General features: G+C 64.8%; 14 protein-coding genes and 1 pseudogene. 5 read left to right on the top strand and 10 right to left on the bottom strand.

What is annotated here, in order from left to right; all coding sequences use genetic code 11:
* Nucleotides 1-108: 108 nt before the first annotated feature.
* Nucleotides 109-882 carry a class III extradiol ring-cleavage dioxygenase gene (locus tag H143_RS0111890; protein ID WP_019938468.1) on the bottom strand — a complete coding sequence of 258 codons (774 nt, stop codon included), beginning with the start codon at nt 880-882 and terminating at the stop codon, nt 109-111.
* A 225-nt stretch (nt 883-1,107) separates the two neighbouring features.
* On the opposite strand from H143_RS0111890, the gene H143_RS0111885 reads away from it, so the two are divergent.
* The 3 genes from H143_RS0111885 (at nt 1,108) to efp (ending at nt 4,181) form a co-directional block, all read left to right on the top strand.
* Nucleotides 1,108-2,310, top strand: a complete 1,203-nt coding sequence (locus tag H143_RS0111885; RefSeq protein ID WP_026349981.1) for a DUF2863 family protein — start codon at nt 1,108-1,110, stop codon at nt 2,308-2,310.
* A gap of 6 nt (nt 2,311-2,316) precedes the next feature.
* Nucleotides 2,317-3,492: an elongation factor P maturation arginine rhamnosyltransferase EarP gene (gene earP, locus H143_RS0111880; RefSeq protein WP_026349980.1), complete on the top strand. Its 1,176-nt coding sequence runs from the start codon at nt 2,317-2,319 to the stop codon at nt 3,490-3,492.
* Between the two features lie 134 nt (nt 3,493-3,626).
* Nucleotides 3,627-4,181 (top strand): elongation factor P, encoded by a 555-nt coding sequence (gene efp, locus H143_RS0111875; RefSeq protein WP_019938465.1) that lies wholly within the window; start codon nt 3,627-3,629, stop codon nt 4,179-4,181.
* A 121-nt stretch (nt 4,182-4,302) separates the two neighbouring features.
* Here efp and H143_RS0111870 read toward each other — a convergent pair whose 3' ends face one another.
* Together H143_RS0111870 and H143_RS20575 are read right to left on the bottom strand one after the other, a co-directional pair.
* Nucleotides 4,303-4,764: a DUF1178 family protein gene (locus tag H143_RS0111870; protein WP_019938464.1), complete on the bottom strand. Its 462-nt coding sequence runs from the start codon at nt 4,762-4,764 to the stop codon at nt 4,303-4,305.
* 384 nt (nt 4,765-5,148) lie between these two features.
* A pseudogene (locus tag H143_RS20575) lies at nt 5,149-5,820 on the bottom strand (DUF2968 domain-containing protein); the annotation flags it as partial.
* A 237-nt stretch (nt 5,821-6,057) separates the two neighbouring features.
* Here H143_RS20575 and H143_RS0111860 point away from each other — a divergent pair.
* The gene (locus H143_RS0111860) at nt 6,058-7,095 is read left to right on the top strand and encodes an IS630 family transposase (RefSeq protein ID WP_019938462.1); all 1,038 of its coding nucleotides are present in this window, start codon (nt 6,058-6,060) and stop codon (nt 7,093-7,095) included.
* Nucleotides 7,096-7,113: 18 nt separating this feature from the next.
* Here H143_RS0111860 and H143_RS0111855 read toward each other — a convergent pair whose 3' ends face one another.
* The 6 genes from H143_RS0111855 to H143_RS0111830 are packed head-to-tail and all read right to left on the bottom strand — an operon-like array spanning nt 7,114 to nt 15,209.
* Nucleotides 7,114-8,841 carry an ABC transporter ATP-binding protein gene (locus tag H143_RS0111855; RefSeq protein WP_019938461.1) on the bottom strand — a complete coding sequence of 576 codons (1,728 nt, stop codon included), beginning with the start codon at nt 8,839-8,841 and terminating at the stop codon, nt 7,114-7,116.
* Nucleotides 8,838-10,295: an ABC transporter permease gene (locus tag H143_RS0111850; protein ID WP_019938460.1), complete on the bottom strand. Its 1,458-nt coding sequence runs from the start codon at nt 10,293-10,295 to the stop codon at nt 8,838-8,840. Before H143_RS0111850 ends, H143_RS0111855 begins: the two co-directional genes overlap by 4 nt.
* 13 nt (nt 10,296-10,308) lie before the next feature.
* Nucleotides 10,309-11,286, bottom strand: coding sequence for an ABC transporter permease (locus tag H143_RS0111845; protein WP_019938459.1), 978 nt, complete (start codon nt 11,284-11,286; stop codon nt 10,309-10,311).
* Nucleotides 11,283-13,541 (bottom strand): ABC transporter substrate-binding protein, encoded by a 2,259-nt coding sequence (locus tag H143_RS0111840; protein WP_019938458.1) that lies wholly within the window; start codon nt 13,539-13,541, stop codon nt 11,283-11,285. Before H143_RS0111840 ends, H143_RS0111845 begins: the two co-directional genes overlap by 4 nt.
* A complete protein-coding gene (locus tag H143_RS0111835; RefSeq protein ID WP_019938457.1) occupies nt 13,541-14,191 on the bottom strand; it encodes a thermonuclease family protein in 651 nt (216 codons plus the stop codon). The genes H143_RS0111840 and H143_RS0111835 overlap by 1 nt, the downstream gene beginning before the upstream one ends.
* 22 nt (nt 14,192-14,213) lie before the next feature.
* Complete coding sequence (locus H143_RS0111830; RefSeq protein ID WP_019938456.1) at nt 14,214-15,209, bottom strand: magnesium and cobalt transport protein CorA; 996 nt, start codon at nt 15,207-15,209, stop codon at nt 14,214-14,216.
* Nucleotides 15,210-15,612: 403 nt separating this feature from the next.
* On the opposite strand from H143_RS0111830, the gene H143_RS0111825 reads away from it, so the two are divergent.
* Nucleotides 15,613-16,473 (top strand): inositol monophosphatase family protein, encoded by an 861-nt coding sequence (locus H143_RS0111825; protein WP_019938455.1) that lies wholly within the window; start codon nt 15,613-15,615, stop codon nt 16,471-16,473.
* Nucleotides 16,474-16,501: 28 nt separating this feature from the next.
* Here the strand turns inward: H143_RS0111825 and H143_RS0111820 are convergent, their stop codons facing one another.
* A complete protein-coding gene (locus tag H143_RS0111820) occupies nt 16,502-17,305 on the bottom strand; it encodes an NAD-dependent protein deacetylase (RefSeq protein ID WP_019938454.1) in 804 nt (267 codons plus the stop codon).

Below are 17,305 nucleotides of genomic sequence, written 5' to 3'. Positions count from 1 at the left end.
CTGGGACGTTGACAAAAAAGCCGCGCAAATTGCGCGGCTTTTTTAATGCCTACGCGCCCCGGGCTACGCGCCCCGGAACTAAGGCGGCTTCTGAACGGGGGCGCGGGTTCAGCCAAAGGAATAGGCATCCATGGCCAGGGCGCCATAGGTGATCTCGTCGTTTAGGCGGCGGGCCTGGTCTCCATTGCCAGCGCCCAGCGCCACGTACAGCGGCATGAGATGCTCGTCGCTGGGGTGCGCCCGATGCGCCTGCGGTGCTTCGAACTCCCATTGCAGCAGTTCATCGACGCGTTCCTGCTGCAGGCGCTCGGCGTACCAGTCCTGGAAGGGTTTCACGTAGCTCGCAGACGGGGCGCCATCGCGATCGATGTCACGCAGATTGTGCGTGAGCGAACCCGAGCCGATCACGAGTATGCCCTCGTCGCGCAGGGGTGCCAGAGCACGTCCGATCTCGTATTGGGCAGCGGCGTCGCGGCCGGCATCCAGAGAAAGCTGGACCACGGGCACATCGGCATCCGGGTAGAGATACCGCAACGGCACCCAGGTGCCGTGATCCAGAGGACGGCGCGCATCATCAGCCGCAGGCAGGCCGGCTTCAGCCAATACCTGACGTGTACGGGCGGCCAGGGCAGGCGATCCCGGCGCCGAGTATTGCAAGTGGTAGAGGACATCGGGAAAGCCACCGAAGTCGTGCCAGGCGACCTGCTGATCGCGAGTGGAAACGGCCAGACCGCGGGTCATCCAATGCGGCGACACGACCAGGATGCCCCGGGGTTTTTCCGGCAAGGAACGGCTCCAATCCGCGAGAACGGGTCCGGTGCGGCCCGGCTCGACGGCCAGCATGGGAGAACCATGGGAAACGAAAAGAACGGGCCAGCGCATGGCGGCAACTCCGCAGGATCAATGAACGCCCTCATTGTGGGCGCTTTGCGCACGGGAATAAACGGCCCCGGGCGGCACGCTCTGTTGCCCAGGGCGAGCCAATAGCGACATACCGTACTGCGAGGTCCCGCCTTGCGCACAAGCGCTTGCGCCTTGACGCAGATCGGCCAAGAAGAACCAAGGGGTAAACTACAAGGCTTTCCTTGACGCAGTCTAAATCGATTCATGGCCCGAACCCGCAGCCGAACCTCCTCCCGCTTGACCCGCGACGCATCGCGTCTGGTAACGCTGGCCCAAGCTTTGAACCGCTCAGGTAGCCGCGTGGAAGACCAGTATTGGGAATCCCAGATCGGCGAGGCCATCACCAAGCTGCTGCGCGGCGGACAGGACGGCCCGCTGGATGCTGCGCTCGATCACCTTGTGCAGCAGGACACCGGCGCCTACGAGATATTGATCGAGCAGGCCGAGACCCAGTCCGAATCCATACAGGTCGAAAAAAACGGCGTACGTCACGACGTGCTGCTGCTGGTGGCCCCCATCCTGGCCTGGACGCGCTATGCGATTCCGGCCGGCCCCATTTCCGCCACCGCGCAGCAGGCCCTGCTTGCCCAGCTGCACGGTCATGTGCTGGCCCGGGATGTACGCGTGGAGCTGATGCCTCACCTGCTCAGCCTGGACCAAATGCCGCGCACTTTCTCGGAAACCTGGCACTGGCTGCACAAGCTGGCTTCCCGGGCGCTAGGCGCCGAAACCGTCAGGCCGGCGCCAGATACCGAGGTGGAGACGGCCCACATGCTGGCCGACACCCGTTACCTGGTGGCCGCGGTGGCTGTGCCGCACGGTCAGGCCCTGTTCCGCTGGCAGGAGCAGCCCGAAGATCCGGCCAGCAGCCGCGATGCCTGCCTGGAGCAATGGGTAAGCCAGGCTCAGCCCACCCTTGCAGGGCTGCTTGCGGGCTGCGGCATCGAGTGCCTGCTGCCCGATGCCTACTACGTCAGCAACCGCGAAGCCGACCGGCGCGTGCGTCCGATGTCGCTGCGCGCGGCGGTCAATTGGCTGGAGAGCGCGGTCAATCTGCCCGCGGACCAGTTGCGCGCCATCGTGGCCGGCTGCGGCGAAACCCGAGTGGACGAGTACCGCATCGGCTTCGCCCCCGCACAGGGCAACGATGTTTACTACGGCTGCGTGTGGCCGCTCTATGGCCGCGAGGATGAAGAGGCCCTGGACGATGGCCAGCCCGGCGCCGCCGAAGAGATCGCGGCACTCCTGCGGGAATACGGCGTAGGCGAAGTGCGCCGCATCCCCGGCGTGCTGCAGCCCGAATTCTGCGAAGATTGCGGCGCGCCCTACTTCCCCAATCCGCTGGGCGAGATGGTCCATGCGGAACTGCCCGAAGACGCCGCAAGCGCCCCTACGCACTTTCACTAAATGAGCTTGCGCGCCGACCTGTTCTGCAGGGTCGTCGACAACTACGGCGACATCGGCGTGTGCTGGCGCCTGGCGCGCCGGCTGGCGAACGGCCTGGGCTGGCAGGTGAGGCTCTGGGCGGACGATCTGTGCGCCTTCGCCCGCATCCAGCCTGGCTTGGACACGGCCGCGGCGCGGCAATGGCATACCGGGGTCCAGATCATCCATTGGCGGGCGACCCCGCCCTCGCCCCTACCGGCGCCGGGCGATGTGGTGATCGAAGCCTTTGCCTGCGATCCCCCGGCAGAGTTCGTCGATGCCGTGCGCGTGCTGGCTGCCGGACCGTCTGGACAAGGGCCGGCCGCGCACGGCAGGGGCGCAGGACCTGTCTGGATCAACCTGGAATACCTCAGCGCCGAAGACTGGGTAGAAGGCTGCCATGGCATAGCGTCGCGCCGTGCCGACGGGCTAGTGAAGTATTTTTTCTTTCCCGGCTTTACGCCGGCGACCGGCGGACTGCTGCGCGAACCGGGCCTGACAGCCGAGCGCGACGCGCTGCAGGCCTCGCGCGAGACGCAAAACGATTTCCTGCGCCGATTGGGGCTGGATGATGCCGCACTGGCGGCGCATCGTTTGGGCGCCCGGGTGCTGTCGCTGTTTTGCTATCCGCGTGCGTCGGCAGACCTTCTGGCAAAGGCCCTAGGAGGGCGCAGCGACTGGACCCTGATGTTGGTGCCCGAGGGCGTGGCGCCCGGCCTGGACGCGCACGCGGGTGGCGCGCTGCGCATCGCCCGCGTCCCCTTCGTCGCGCAGCCCGACTTCGACCGGCTGCTCTGGTGCGCCGATGTCAATTTCGTGCGCGGTGAAGACTCCTTCGTGCGCGCCGCCTGGGCCGCGCGGCCGCTGGTCTGGCACATTTACCCGCAGGACGGCAACACGCATCTGGAAAAACTCGAAGCCTGGCTGGCCCGCTATCCCGCACCCGAAGCCGCCCGCCACCTGGCGCGTGCCTGGAATGGAGGAACCCAGGCCCAGGGCGCGGCCGCCCCGGGCTTGGCCGATGCCCTGCAAGCCGCGCTGTCCGAGCCGACCTGGAGCGCCTGGCAGGCGGCTGCCCGGGCCTGGGCTGCCGAACAGGCGGCCGGTCCCGATCTGGCCGACAAATTGGCCATTTTTTGCGCAGAAAAGCTTAAAACACGTTAGAATAGAAGGCTTTACCGGCTTTGCGATAATCTTTGCCGGCGCTATTGGTGGGAAATTAACCCAGTGGGAGCTGACCCGGCGGGAATGGCCCTGCGCGAGGATTACCCCGAGAACTACCCCGGAGTTTTGATTAAATGAAAACCGCTCAGGAATTGCGAGTCGGCAACGTGATCATGGTCGGCAAGGATCCGCTCGTGGTCCAGAAGGCCGAATACAACAAGTCGGGCCGCAACGCGGCCGTGGTCAAGCTGAAGTTCAAGAACCTGCTGAACGGCTCGAACAGCGAATCGGTCTACAAGGCCGACGAAAAGTTCGACATCGTCCTGCTCGAACGCAAGGAATGCTCGTACTCGTACTTTGGCGACCCCATGTACGTCTTCATGGACGCCGAGTACAACCAGTACGAAATCGAAGCCGACAGCATGGGCGACGCCCTGAACTACATCGAAGAAGGCATGCCCGTGGAAGTGGTCTTCTACGAAGGCCGTGCCATCTCGGTGGAGCTGCCCACCATGCTGGTGCGCGAAATCATCTACACCGAGCCGGCCGTGCGTGGCGACACCTCGGGCAAGGTGCTCAAGCCCGCCAAGATCAATACCGGCTTCGAGCTGAACGTGCCGCTGTTCTGCGCTATCGGCGACAAAATCGAAATCGACACCCGCACCAACGAATACCGCAGCCGCGTGTAAGCGCTGCAGCGCAATCCCTTGTTCATGGCTGGCCCTGAGCCGGCCGATATGCAAAGCCCTCGGAAAGTTCCGAGGGCTTTTTCATTCAGGACCCGCTCGAATCGAAAGCCGTGGCCGGCGTTTACTGCAACGGGCCGTCGTCCAGGAAGGCCGGTAGCGCCAAAACTTCGATGCCGTCCTCGGCCAGCTCCGCGCGCTCTTGCTGGGTCGCGGTGCCGCGGATGGGGCGCTCGTCGACCTCACCCTCATGGATGCGGCGGGCCTCTTGGGCAAAGCGCGCACCGACGTTCTCGGTCGAGCGCACCAGCTCGCGCACCTGGCGCATAACGCGGGCCTGCAGAGCGGCCATGACGGCCTTCTCATCCATGCCCGCCGCAGGCGCTGGCGACGCGGACTCGGGCGCGTGCAGATGCGAAACGTTCAGGTGCGGCGCCGACAGGCGCTTGGCGATCTCCTTGGAGTCGCACATGGGGCATGCGACCAGTCCCCGGGCGCGCTGGGTATCGTAGTCGTCGTGCGAGGCAAACCACCCCTCGAAGACGTGGCCGTGCTCGCATTGAAGGTCGAAAACTTTGAGTGCCATGACTTCAATATGGGCGCGAAAGGCGCCAACACAAGGGCAACAGGCCCGGCTGGCCAAATCGGATGCACCCGCCAGCAAGCGGGTGCCGCCAGACAGGGCCGGCGGCACACATCGTCTTTACTGCGCCTGGGATGCCGCTGGGGACGCCTGCCGGGGCGCCGGGGCAGCCGCTGCGCCAGCCTGCGGTGCGGCGGCGGGAGGCGGTGCATCCGCAGCACGCGGCGCGGGCACCTGAGGCGCTGCCGGCACCTTGGCAGCATGCGCGGCGGGAACCCTGTGGACGGGCGTTCTGCTGTGGTAAGAATGCGAATAGGGCTTTCTATAAGTCCGATGCGCCGGCCTGACGTAGCGCCTGGAAGGCACCGGATGATTGACGATGCCCAAGAGGCGGTTCTGCTCAGCCTGCAAGGCATCGATCTGACGCTGCAGATTGTTCAGCTGCGAACGGGCGATCTCTTGCTGCTGGTTCAGGCGATCGGTTTCGGCGTTGATCTGGTTCTGCCGGGCAGCTACCAGTTGGTCCTGCTGCTGGCGCAGCGCTTGATCGGCCTGCAAGGTGCTCAGGCGAGCCAGGCGGGCGTTGAGCAGTTCTTGTGCCTTGGCGTTTTCCGCTTCCAGGCGGATGCGCTCGAAATCGGCCTGGGCTAGTTCGGCCGTGCGGGCGACAAAGGCACGGTAGGCCATATCGGCCTGCTGGAAGGATTGGGTTTTGACGACCTGCCAGAAATTACGTTGTTGGAAAAGCACAACATAATAGGTCAGATCGTCCGGCTTAAAGAGCATGCTGGCGCCGTAGCTGGCGTTGTAGATGGTGCGCAGCTCGTCGACTTTGTGATCCCGGATGAGGCCCTGCAGTTCGGCCACGGTGGTGTTGGAGACCGGCACATCGGCCTGCGGCGCGACGGGCTCTGTAGCCTGCGCTGCCGGTTTCGCGGCGACGGGGGAGGCCTCGGACGACGACGGATTGGTCGCGCAGGCGCTCAAGCCTATCAAGGCTGCGCAGGCCAGCGCCGCGCGCAAGACCTTGCCGGCGCGCAGTAGACCAAACTGATGCATGTCGTGTGCCATCCTTTTGAGAAACAATCTTTTAACTATAGCAACTTATCGCCCAATTACGAATACCCGCCATCACGGGCTTGACTCCAAAAAACGCCCCAAACGCCCGCAACTTGCCTTCACCGGCAAAGCTTCCATCAACAATCAGGCTTTCAGGAAAACCCGCTATCTTATCGCATTATAGATAAGGCCCATAAATAGTCTGAACTAATTGCTGGCGCTGTGGTCAGATAGCGCATGGAAACCGAAGACGCCCGCCGGCTCAGCCCGGCCGAACAACACGAGCGCCGCCGCCAGGTCATTCGGGCGTACAAGCGCAAGCTCACCAAGCGGCAGATCGCGCGCGATGTGGGACTGAGTTATTCAGCCACGTGCAAGATCATCGACCGCTATAACGCTGGGGGCATGGCGGCGCTGGCGCCAGGTCAACGTGGCCGCAGCGCTGGCGACAAACGCGCACTGACCGTCGAGCAAGAAGCCACGATCGGTCAGACGATCTGCGACAACCGTCCGGAGCAGCTGAAGATGGAGTTCGCCTTGTGGAGCCGTGCCGCCGTGAAGGAGCTGATCGAGCGCGACTACCAGATCACCTTGCACCTGCGCTCGGTTGGAAAGTATCTGGCGCGCTGGGGCTTCACGCCGCAGAAGCCCATCAAGCGCGCCTATGAACAGTCGCCCGAAGCCGTGCGCACGTGGCTGGATGAAACCTATCCTGGCATCGCCGAACGCGCCAAATCAGAGGGTGCGGAGATTCACTGGGGTGATGAGACGGCGCTGGTGAACACCGATGTGCGTGGCCGCAGTTACGCCCCCAAAGGCAAGACGCCGGTAGCGATGGCAGTGGGTGGCACGCGCCAGAAGCTGTCCATGCTGGCCAGCGTGACCAACCAGGGCAAGGCGCGCTGGATGATCATCGACGGCAATTTCAATCACGAGAAGCTGATCGAGTTTTTCGAGGCCCTGGTCGCGGACACCGAGCGCAAGGTGTTTCTGATCCTGGACAACCTGGGCGTGCATCACTGCAAGCCGGTCAAGCAGTGGCTGGCCGAGCATGTCGATCAGATGGAGGTGTTCTATCTACCCAGCTACAGCCCCGAACTCAATCCGGAGGAACGTCTCAACGCCGATCTCAAACACGTTATCCGTCGCAAGGTACCGGCACGCACCAAGGCCAAACTTCGCGCCGCCACCGAAGCACATATGGCCGTGATCGGCAGCGAGCCGGAACGCGTCAAAGCCTACTTTCGCGATCCTCGCGTCAAGTACGCTGCTTGATACTGTTTAAGGGCCGAATCAATAGGGCATTTCCATGTAGCCGTCGGGCGATGAGAAATCCAGCCTGGGCACGGCCTGCAGCAACTGCCGCGTGACGGCATGGCGCGGTTCGTGCAGCACGGCCCAGGCCGTATCGCTCTCGACTATGCGTCCCCCATGCATCACCGCCACGCGATCGGCCAGATATTCGACCACCCCGAAGTTGTGGGTAATGAAAAGATAGGCGATGCCCAGTTCGGTTTGCAGCTCGCGCAGCAGATCCAGTATTTGCGCCTGCACCGACACATCCAGCGCTGAGGTGGGTTCGTCGCAAACCAGCACCTTGGGTTCGACGGCCAGCGCCCGCGCAATGGCGATGCGCTGGCGCTGGCCGCCGGAAAATTCGTGCGGGTAGCGCTGCAGCGAATCCGCGGGCAGGCCGACACGCCTCAAGAGATTTTGCGAACGCCCCGCGCGCGCGGGACGGTCCAGTTCGGGGCGCAGGGCAGCGATCCCCTCGTCCAGTATTTCCCCCACCCGCATGCGCGGGTCGAGCGAAGCATACGGATCCTGGAACACGATCTGGATGTCTCGCCGCAGACCGCGCAGCGCGGTACGCGAGGCTGCCAGCAGGTCTTGGCCGGCCAGCCGAGCGCTGCCCGTGACGCGGGCGCCTTCGGCCAGCCGGAGCAAGGCGTGGGCGGTGGTGGTCTTGCCACAACCCGACTCGCCCAGAAGCGCCAGGGTTTCGCCCACGCCCAAGGTGAAATTCACGCCGTCGACCGCCTTGATCCATTCGCGCCGCCATGCCCGGCCTGTTCCGGGGTATTGCACGCGCAAGTCCCGCACGTCGAGCAGGATCTCCCGTGGGATGTCGCAAGCGGATGGAACGCGGGAAACAACGGCAGCCGGCGCCGGCTGCGCGGCAGCCACCTTCATGGCCTGCCGCCCGGCCGGCGACAGGGGGCGGCCCCGCTTGGCATACGTAGGAATGGCCTCGAACAACTGCAACGCGTAAGGATGGTCCGGCGCGGCGAAGAAATCGGTTGCCGACGCGCTTGCGACGATCTCGCCTGCGCGCATCAGGGCCACATGCTGGGCCACTTGGCGAACCACGGCCAGATCATGTGTGATGAGCAGCACCGCCATGCCCAGCTCGCGCTGGATATCGGCCAGCAGCGCCAGCACCTGGGCCTGCACGGTCACATCCAGAGCGGTGGTTGGCTCGTCGGCGATGAGCAGCCCCGGTTCGGCGGCCAGTGCGATGGCGATCATGATGCGCTGCTTCTGCCCGCCGGAGAACTGGAAGGGATAGTCGTCCAGTCGCCTCACGGCATCGGCGATGCCGACGCGGCCCAGCCAATGCGCCGCCCGCTCGCGCGCCGCCGCGCCGCGCAGCGCGGTATGCGCGCGCAAGACCTCCATGATCTGCTCGCCCACCCGCATGACCGGATTCAGGCTGGTGGCCGGCTCCTGGAAGACGATGCCCATGCGCGCACCGCGCACGGCTCGCATGGCCGATTCCGGCAAGCGGTTCAAGTCCCTGCCTTCGAGGCGGACCTCACCGGCGACGATGCGTCCGGCCTGCGGCAGCAGGCGCAGTAAAGCCAACGCCATCAGGCTCTTGCCGCAGCCGGATTCGCCCACCAGCGCGAAGGTTTCGCCTCGATCGATCGCAAAGCGCAGCCGCCTGACGGCCTGCATTACGCCGGATTCGCCGGCCAGATCCACGCTCAGATCCGCCACCTCGAGCAACGGCACGTTCATGGAGAAGCTCCCGTATCCGCCACGGCCCTGCCGGTGCGGCGCCGGCGCAGGCGGGGATCGAGGGCGTCGCGCACCGCATCGGCGAACAGATTGGCCGCGAGCACCAAGGTCAGCATGAAAACGAAGGCGGAAAGCAGGCCCCACCAGACCATCGGATCGCGCGACATCTCGTAGCGCGACCTGTCTATCATCGAACCGAAGGAGTTCATGCTCGGGTCCACGCCTATGCCAAGATAGGACAGCACCGCCTCGTACAGGACCAGGCTGGAGAACTGCAGAACCACGGTAATGAGGATCAGGTGCATGACGTTAGGCAGCAGGTGCCGGCGCATGATGCGCCAGTTCGAAACGCCGAAGGCGCGCGCCGCCTGAACGTAGTCGAGCTCGCGCAGCTTGAGCGTCTCGGCCCGCAACAGACGGCACAGGCCGTCCCAACCGGTCAGGCCCAGGATCATGCACAGCAGAAAAAGGCGCAGATCGGCCCGCGCCGCCGAGGTATCGAAGAACTCGGCATGGCGATCGATGTAAACCTGCATCATCAGCGAGCAGGCAGCCACCAGCAGCACCCCCGGAATAGAGGTGATGGTGGTGTAGAGATACTGGATGGCAATATCGATACCGCCTTTGAAATAGCCCGCCGCGATGCCGAAGAAAATAGCCGGCGGCAGCATGGCGGCCGTGGTCAGGCTGCCTATCACCAGCGCCGTGCGCACGCTCTTTATGCACTGCCACAACACGTCGTTGCCGGTGCGGTCGGTGCCCAGCACGTGGTAGCCACTGGCCAGGCCGGCCACTGCGCCAATCAGCAGACATAGTGCCGCGACAGTGCAGAGCATCGCGCGCCAGGGCAACTGCGTGCGGTTGCGGCCCACGGCACCCAGCGCGCGCCGCCAGCCGCCATGACGGCTGGACAAGGCCGCCCCCAGGAGGGCGCCCGCAACAAGCGCAGCCGCCACACCGCCGAGCATGCCCCATCCCAGGCGCATGAAAACATCCGGCCGCCATTGGGTGGCGGGGTCGGCCAAATACGCACCCCCATATTTCAGGCGCGGAAAATCGCGCACCGGCTGACCGTGCATCAGCATGGTTTCTTTGGTGAATTGGCGCCACGCCAGCGGCGCGGAATAGGTCTTTTCGGGATGCGTGAGAACCGTGGCATCGAACAGGCCGTCCAGCGCCGAACGCACGGCCGGCGAATACACCGCGCCCGCATGCGCGGGCGCTGCGGACGCAGGCGGCAGGCGCGGCTGGTAGTGCAGGGAATCGAGCAGGCCCGCGGCGACCAGCACCAGCAGCACGATCGCCGAGCACATGGCCGGCGCGCTGTGCGCGACCTGCGACCACGTCGCGCGCAAGGTCGCGCTGCGCGCGACGCGCACCGCGTAGAGTAAGACGCAAGCGAGCATCAGGAACAGCGCGGCGTCGGTCCAGAGCAGAACGGGTTTGAACGGCATGCCGCTCTCCTCGCTATTCGAAACGCACGCGGGGATCGACCAGCGTGTAGGAAACATCGGCCAGAATCAGGCCTACGATATACAGGGCCGATCCCAGAAACACCATGGACCGCACGATGGCGAAGTCCTGCGCGTTGAGGGCATCGATGGTGTAGCTGCCCAGGCCGGGAATGCCGAAGAAGGATTCGGATATCAGGCTACCCATGAACAGCAGAGGGATAGCCGACACGGCGCCGGTCAGAATAGGCAGCATGGCGTTCCTGAGCACGTGGCGAAACAGTACGACTGCCTCGCCAAGACCCTTGGCCCGCGCAGTGCGCACGTAGTCCTTACCTATCTCCTCCAGGAACAGCGTGCGATAGAAGCGTGCATTCGAACCCAAGCCGGCCACCACCGCCACCGCCACCGGCAGGGCCAGGAACTTGATCATGTCCCACCCGCCCGAATAGCCCGAATACGGCACCAGACGCAGCACCTTGGAAAACAGCCACTGCCCCGCGATGATGTAGAAAAGCCCTGATATCGACAGCATCGCAACGCAAGCGACTACGCCCCAGAAATCCAGCCGCGTAGTGTGGAAATACACCAGCATCAGCGCGAAAGCCACACTGCTTGCCAAACCCAGGATGAAGGTGGGTAGCGCCAGGGCCAGGCTGGGTCCCATGCGCGCGCGGATTTCACGGCCTATGTCGCGCCCTGCGTCGGACACGCCGAAATCCATGAAAAGCAGCGGCACCGAGCGCTGGTAGAAGACTGTGTCGATATAGCGCCGTGCACCCTGCTCGGTCGTGTTATAGAACAGCGGCTTGTCGTAGCCGTGCTCGGTCTTCCACCTCTGCAGGGCCTGAGGGCTGGCGCGCTGCCCACCTATGGCCAAGCGCGCCATGTCGTCGGGCGTGTTCACCGCGAAAAACAGCACGAAGGTCAGGAGATTGACGCCCACCAGGATCAGCACGCCGTAGATCAGGCGCCGCAGGATATAAGCGATCATGCCCTCTCCTGCCTCGATCGATCCGCCGCTGCCGCAGGCAGCGCCGCCTGGGCATCGCGCCGCTTGACGGTGCGCCAGGCCGCCGCCACGGCCAGCGCGCCCGCCAGCGCGAAGGCGACCAGCGGCCACCAGATGGGCCGGTTCCATTCACGCACACGCCGCAACCGCAAAGCCGGATCTATCTTCATGTACTGCAGCGTGTTGCGCACCATATCGGTGGGCTTGGCGTTGCCCACCCACTGTTGATAGGCTGCGCCCGATAGCGGAAAGTAGCCGAACATCCAGGGCGCGTCGTGCTGCACGATGGCCACCATGCGCCGCAACAGCTCGACCTTGCGCGGGCCGTCGTCGAGGTATTTCATCTGCTCGAAAAGCCTATCGAATTCCGGATTCTCGTAATTCGCGGCGTTCTCGCCGCCATACTTGACCTTGCCGTTGGGGCCGTAGAGCAGGAAAAGGAAGTTCTCGGCGTCGGGGTAGTCGGCCACCCAGCCCCAGGAAAACAGCTGCGCCGCGCCGCGCTGCATCTTGTCCTGGAAACGGTTGTAGTCGGTGGCGCGCAGGTCCAGCTGAATGCCGATCCTGGCCAGTTGGCGGCGCATCCAATCGAATTGCGCGTCGCCGCCCGCGCCCCCGGTCGCGTCGTAGTAAAGCACCAGCGGCTGGCCCGTCTTGCTGCTGCGCCCGTCGGGATAGCCGGCCTGGGCCAGCAAGCGCCTGGCTTGCGCCAGGGATTTGCGCACAGGCTTGCCGTCGACCAGATCGTAGACTTGCGGATCGTATCCGGCCGGCGGCGCCTCGTAGCCCAGCACGCCCGGGGGCAGTGGGCCGTATGCCACCTGCGCCTGCCCGTTCTCGAACACGGCCACGTGCGCCTCCCAGTCGAAGGCAATGCTGATGGCCAGGCGCAGCTTACGGTTCTTTTCCTGCTGCTCGGGGGTGTCGCCGCGTCCCACCACCGGGTCGAGCCAGTTAAAGCCCATGTACATTTCGGTCATCGCCACCGAAGTGGGCAGGCGGATGCCGTGTTCGCGATAGAGCCTGGCCTTGTCGGCCGAATCGTCCGCCGCCACGCGCATGGCCACGCCGTAGTCGCCGCGGTCAGCCTGGGGAATATCGTAATAACCCTGGATGAACTTGCCGCTCAGGGGCACCGCTTCCTTTTCATTGCTGAACACGATGCGGTCGATGAAGGGCGTAGGCTTGCCGCAATCGGCCAGCAGGCCGCGCGCGCGGTCGCCGGGCGCCCCCTCGCATGGGTAAGGCTCGCCGTGAAAATTGGGATTGCGCTGCAGTACCAGGCGCCGGTTGGGCAGGTTCTGCACCAGCATATAGGGACCGGTGCCTATGGGCCAGGTGTTGAGCGACAGATCGTGCTCGGCCATGCCGGGCTGACTATAGAAGCGGTCCGCCTCCCAGGGCACCGGCGCGGTGAAGGTCATGGCGAGCCAATACTTGAACTGCGGATACTTGCCCTTCACGCGGATGAGCAGGGTGTGATCGTCCAGCGCCTGCACGCCGGTAAAGCCGTCGGCCGGGCGCAGGTCCAGCCAGGGCAGATCGCGCGTGCCCGCCGGCAGTCCCTGACGCAAGGCCGCATCCCGTTTGCGCAGCACGTCGCCGTATTCCTTCAGGCCCACCACGTACTGCGCCATCAGCGCAAAAATGGGCGAGACTACGCGCGGACTGGCCAGGCGCCGGAAACCGTAGACGTAGTCCTGGGCCGTCAGCTCGCGCGTACCCGTCTGCTTGAAATCGGTAATGGCATAGGCCCGCGCAAGCACGCCGGCCGGCACGGGATCGTAGACATCGCTGCCGTCGGCACGGCGGGCCAGCGCCGGATGCGGCTGATAGCGTATGCCGGGGCGGATGCGGATGATGTAGTCGCTCTGGGCGATCTGGTCGCCCGGCGCGTCGGCGGGCAGCACATGGCCCTGCGCGTCCAGGTACCGCGGCGGGTCGATCGAGGCTGCCGCGCGCGGCACCAGCGTATATGGCCGCCTCAGATAGTGATAGCCGTAAAGCGGCTCGTAGATATTGTAGGTATAGGGCGTCTCGTCGGTCGAGTAGGAACTGGCGGGGTCGAGGTACTTGGGCGAGCGTCCGGCGAAGGCGGTGTAGAGCGTGTTGCGGGCCAGGCTGGCGTCGGGATAGGGACTATTGATGGGGTTGTCGGGCGAGCAGCCCGACAGACCGGCGAGCAGCATCAGCGCCGCGACCGCAAAAGCCGTACAGGCCGCCAGCACGCGCCGCATCAATCGCACCGCTGCTGCCTCCAGCAATCGTAGCGCCATTTCCAGGGCGCCGTGGGGCCTTGCTGAGCCCACAAGCCAAGGCCCGCCTGCTTGGCCTGGCTTTGCAATTCGGGCATGGCGCCGTCGCGCAAATAGGCATCATGCCGCGCCGTGTAAGCCCAGGCGTAGCCGCTCTGGACCTGGGCGCGGTTGACCGATGAACCGTCGTCCAACATCAGGGCGCAGACCTCGCGCTTGTATCGGTCGGTCTCGTAGCAGCGCGCCCTCAGGCGCTTGCCAGCCACCATCGCGGCCAAGTTCCTGCGCGCCTGCTCGGCAAAAAGCTGGCCGGGCTGGTCCGAGCCATGCGCTTTTTCCGGCGCGTCGATGCTGTCCAGGCGGATGCGGTGCTGCGTGTTGTCGTCGGTCAGCAGTGTGACGGTGTCGCCGTCGGCCACATTGATCACCTTCCCCGCCAACTCATAGGCGCCCGCGGGCACCGGGCTATCCGGCGCGGACGTATGCAATGCGCCGAGTCCGCCCGTCGTCGGTGAAAGTAACTGCAGCAAAGCCGCCGCCAGAGCCATGATCAGCACGCTCACGGCAAAGCGCGCGTTCCGGCGCCTGGAATTGCCGCGCAGCGGGCCGCCAGAGGAATTTTCGTCGTTCAACGCTTTGCACCTCGAAAAGGCATTACAGCCATCCGGCCCGGCGCAAGCGCCAGTAGAGTGTCATACAAATCGTCGCCATGGCGCCCAGGATCAAGAAATAGCCGCCGCGCCATTTCAGCTCCGGCATGAATTCGAAATTCATGCCATATATACCCGCAATGGCTGTGGGCACGGCCAGTATGGCGGCCCAAGCCGCCAGCTTGCGCGTGGTGTCGTTTTGCTGGGCTTGCGCCATCATCTGGCTGGCCTCGAAGGCAAACACCAGGGCCTCGCGCAAGGCGTTGATCAGTTCGTCAATGCGCTGCACGCGATCGGCCACTTCGCCGTAATACGGGCGGGCCTGCGCGTCGATGGGATCCATCTCGACCCGCGCCAGACGGCGGCATATTTCGGCCATCGGCGCCACGGCGGTGTGGATGCGCAGCAGGTCGCGACGCTGGCGATACAGCTTGCGAATGTCGGCCATGCTGGTACCGCGGATCAGCAGCTTTTGTTCCGCCGCTTCGACCTGGGCTTCGAGCTTGTGCAAGGCAATCGCATAGCGGTCCACCAGCAGGTCGAGCAATTCCGCCGCCACGTAGTCGCTGCCGCGCTTGAGCAGGCCGGGCACGGCTTCAAGGCGGGCGCGCAGATCCGCATACGGCGCCACCGAGCCGCGCCGCACCGTGAGCAGAAACCCGTTGCCGATGAGAAGCTGGGTTTCACCAAACGCGGGGCGCTCGGCCTGAACCTCGACCATGATGGCCACCACCAGCACCATATTGCCGTAGTCCAGAATCTTGGGCCGCGTGTGCGCCTGCAGCATGTCCTCGCGGCAGCGCGCATCGGCGCCCAGGCGGGCCAGCACGCATGTCAGCAGGTCTTCGGTGGGTTCGCGCAGGCCCGTCCAGAGCAGGCTGTCTGCGCGGCCGACATAGGAGGGAATGTCTTCGACGGGCACATCGCACACTCGCCGGCCTTCCAGGTAGGCCACAGACGCCATCACCTCTGGCGGCAGGCTGCTCGCTTCATCGGACATGCCGGCATTTCTCCCCTTGATGCCCGGCCAACGCCGGCCAGACTACCGCAAGTTTACGCAAGACCATGGCTTGATCTCTCTTGGAATGCGCCGATTTTTCCGAAATGCTACGCCTATGAGGCTGCCTGTTGGAGGCTGCCCGGTCCGAGCAAAAAGGGCGGGGGAAGTCCGGACGCGCTGCCTGAGTCCCGCAGGGGCGAGTTCGCGCCCGGACCGCCTTTTTTGCTCGATCGATGGCCAAGGCCCCGTCCTGGGGCCGAGTCTGCCGACCAGGCAGCCTCATAGGCCCCCCCGTTCCGGCATGGCAAACGACTCAAGAACTCAAACAACGTTACTAAACGCACAATCGACATCATGTCGTGCTAGATTGAAAGACTTCCCCGATTCTCCCTCCCCCTCAGACATGAGCCGCACATTCTCGCGTGACGATACGCGTCGTCTTGCCGTCGTACTGGCCGAAGTGGCGCAGTCCGTCGTCATGCCACGCTTTCGTAATCTGCCTCCGGAGGCGATACGCTGCAAGAGTTCGCCGCGCGATCTGGTCACCGATGCGGACGAGGAAGCCGAGCGCCAGATCTTCGCGCGTCTGGCAAAGCAACACTCCGGCGCCGTGCTCATAGGCGAAGAGGCTTCGGAGCGCAATCCGGCGCTGCTGAACATGCTGGTGGACGCCGACCTGGCCTTCATCGTCGACCCCATCGACGGCACTCGCAACTATGTGATGGGGCTGCCGCTATTTGGCATGATGGTCGCCGCTTGCCACCGCGGCGAGGTGATCGCCAGCGTCATCTACGATCCGGTCTGCCGCGATGCCGCCATTGCGGTACGGGGCGAGGGCGCATGGATGGCCCGCGAGGATGGCGAGATGTCGCCGCTGTCGGTGGCCAAGCCCGCGCCGGTACAGGACATGGAATGCATGATCGACGACAGCGGCCTGCCTCGGAATTTGCGCGACATGGCCCATGTCCGCCTGTCCGCTTTCGCCCGCAATACTTCGCTGCACTGCGCCGCGCACGAATACCGCATGGCAGCCTCGGGGCATTGCCATATTCTGCTCTACAACGTGTTGCATCCCTGGGATCACGCGGCCGGCTGGCTGCTGCACCAGGAGGCGGGAGGCTACTCCGCCCATTTTGACGGCAGCCCCTACAAGCCCACACACCGCGACGGAGGTTTGCTGCTCGCCCCCGATGAGGCCACCTGGGAAGAAGCCCGCCAGCTCCTGCTGGTTGACCGCAGGCATGGCAGCAGACAGGCCCTGTAGGCGGGTTTTGCAGGCCGCCTGCTGCAGGCTAGGCGGGATACAGCGCGCCCAGGGCCTGGGCGCAGGACTGCTCCACCTTCAGGCATAGCAAATCGTCCGCGCGCGTGCGCCCCATATTGATGGCCGCGATGGGCAGGCCGCGATGGCTAGCCTCCTTCACATAGCGGTAGCCCGAATGCACCATCAGTGAAGAACCCACCACCAACACTGCGTCGGCCTCGTCCAGCGCCGCCATGGCGCGCTCGTAGCGCTCGCGCGGCACAAGTTCGCCGAAGAACACCACGTCCGGCTTGACGATGCCACCACAATGCGGACACGACGGCACGACGAAGTGCGTGAAATCCAGGCCGTCGAGATCGGCATCGCCATCGGGAGCATCCGGCGCATCCAAGGCAATCCACTCGGGATTCAGTGACTCCAACTGACCCTGCCAGTGTGCCCGCGGGCCGCGCCAGCCGCACGCCGTGCACAGCACCTGGACCATGCGGCCGTGCAGGTCGAGCACGACGCGGCTGCCTGCGGCCTGATGCAGGCCATCCACGTTCTGCGTGACCAGCAGCGCGATGCCCCCATCGCGTTCCATGGCGGCCAGCGCGCGATGCGCCGCGTTGGGCTGCGCTTGGCCAAAGCGCCGCCAACCCACCAGGCCGCGCGCCCAGTAGCGCGCGCGCCTCGTGTCGCTGCCCATGAAGGTCTGAAAATCGATGGGCGGCTTGCGTTTCCATTCGCCGGCCCCGTCCCGGTAGTCGGGCAGGCCCGAGTCCGTGCTGCACCCGGCGCCGGTCAGCACGAAGAGGCGCCGGCCGGTCAAAAAGTCGCGCAGCGCCTGCAT

The organism is Bordetella sp. FB-8 (assembly GCF_000382185.1).
Classification (GTDB): Bacteria; Pseudomonadota; Gammaproteobacteria; order Burkholderiales; family Burkholderiaceae_B; genus Bordetella.
This window is presented reverse-complemented; position numbering and strand designations above follow the sequence as displayed.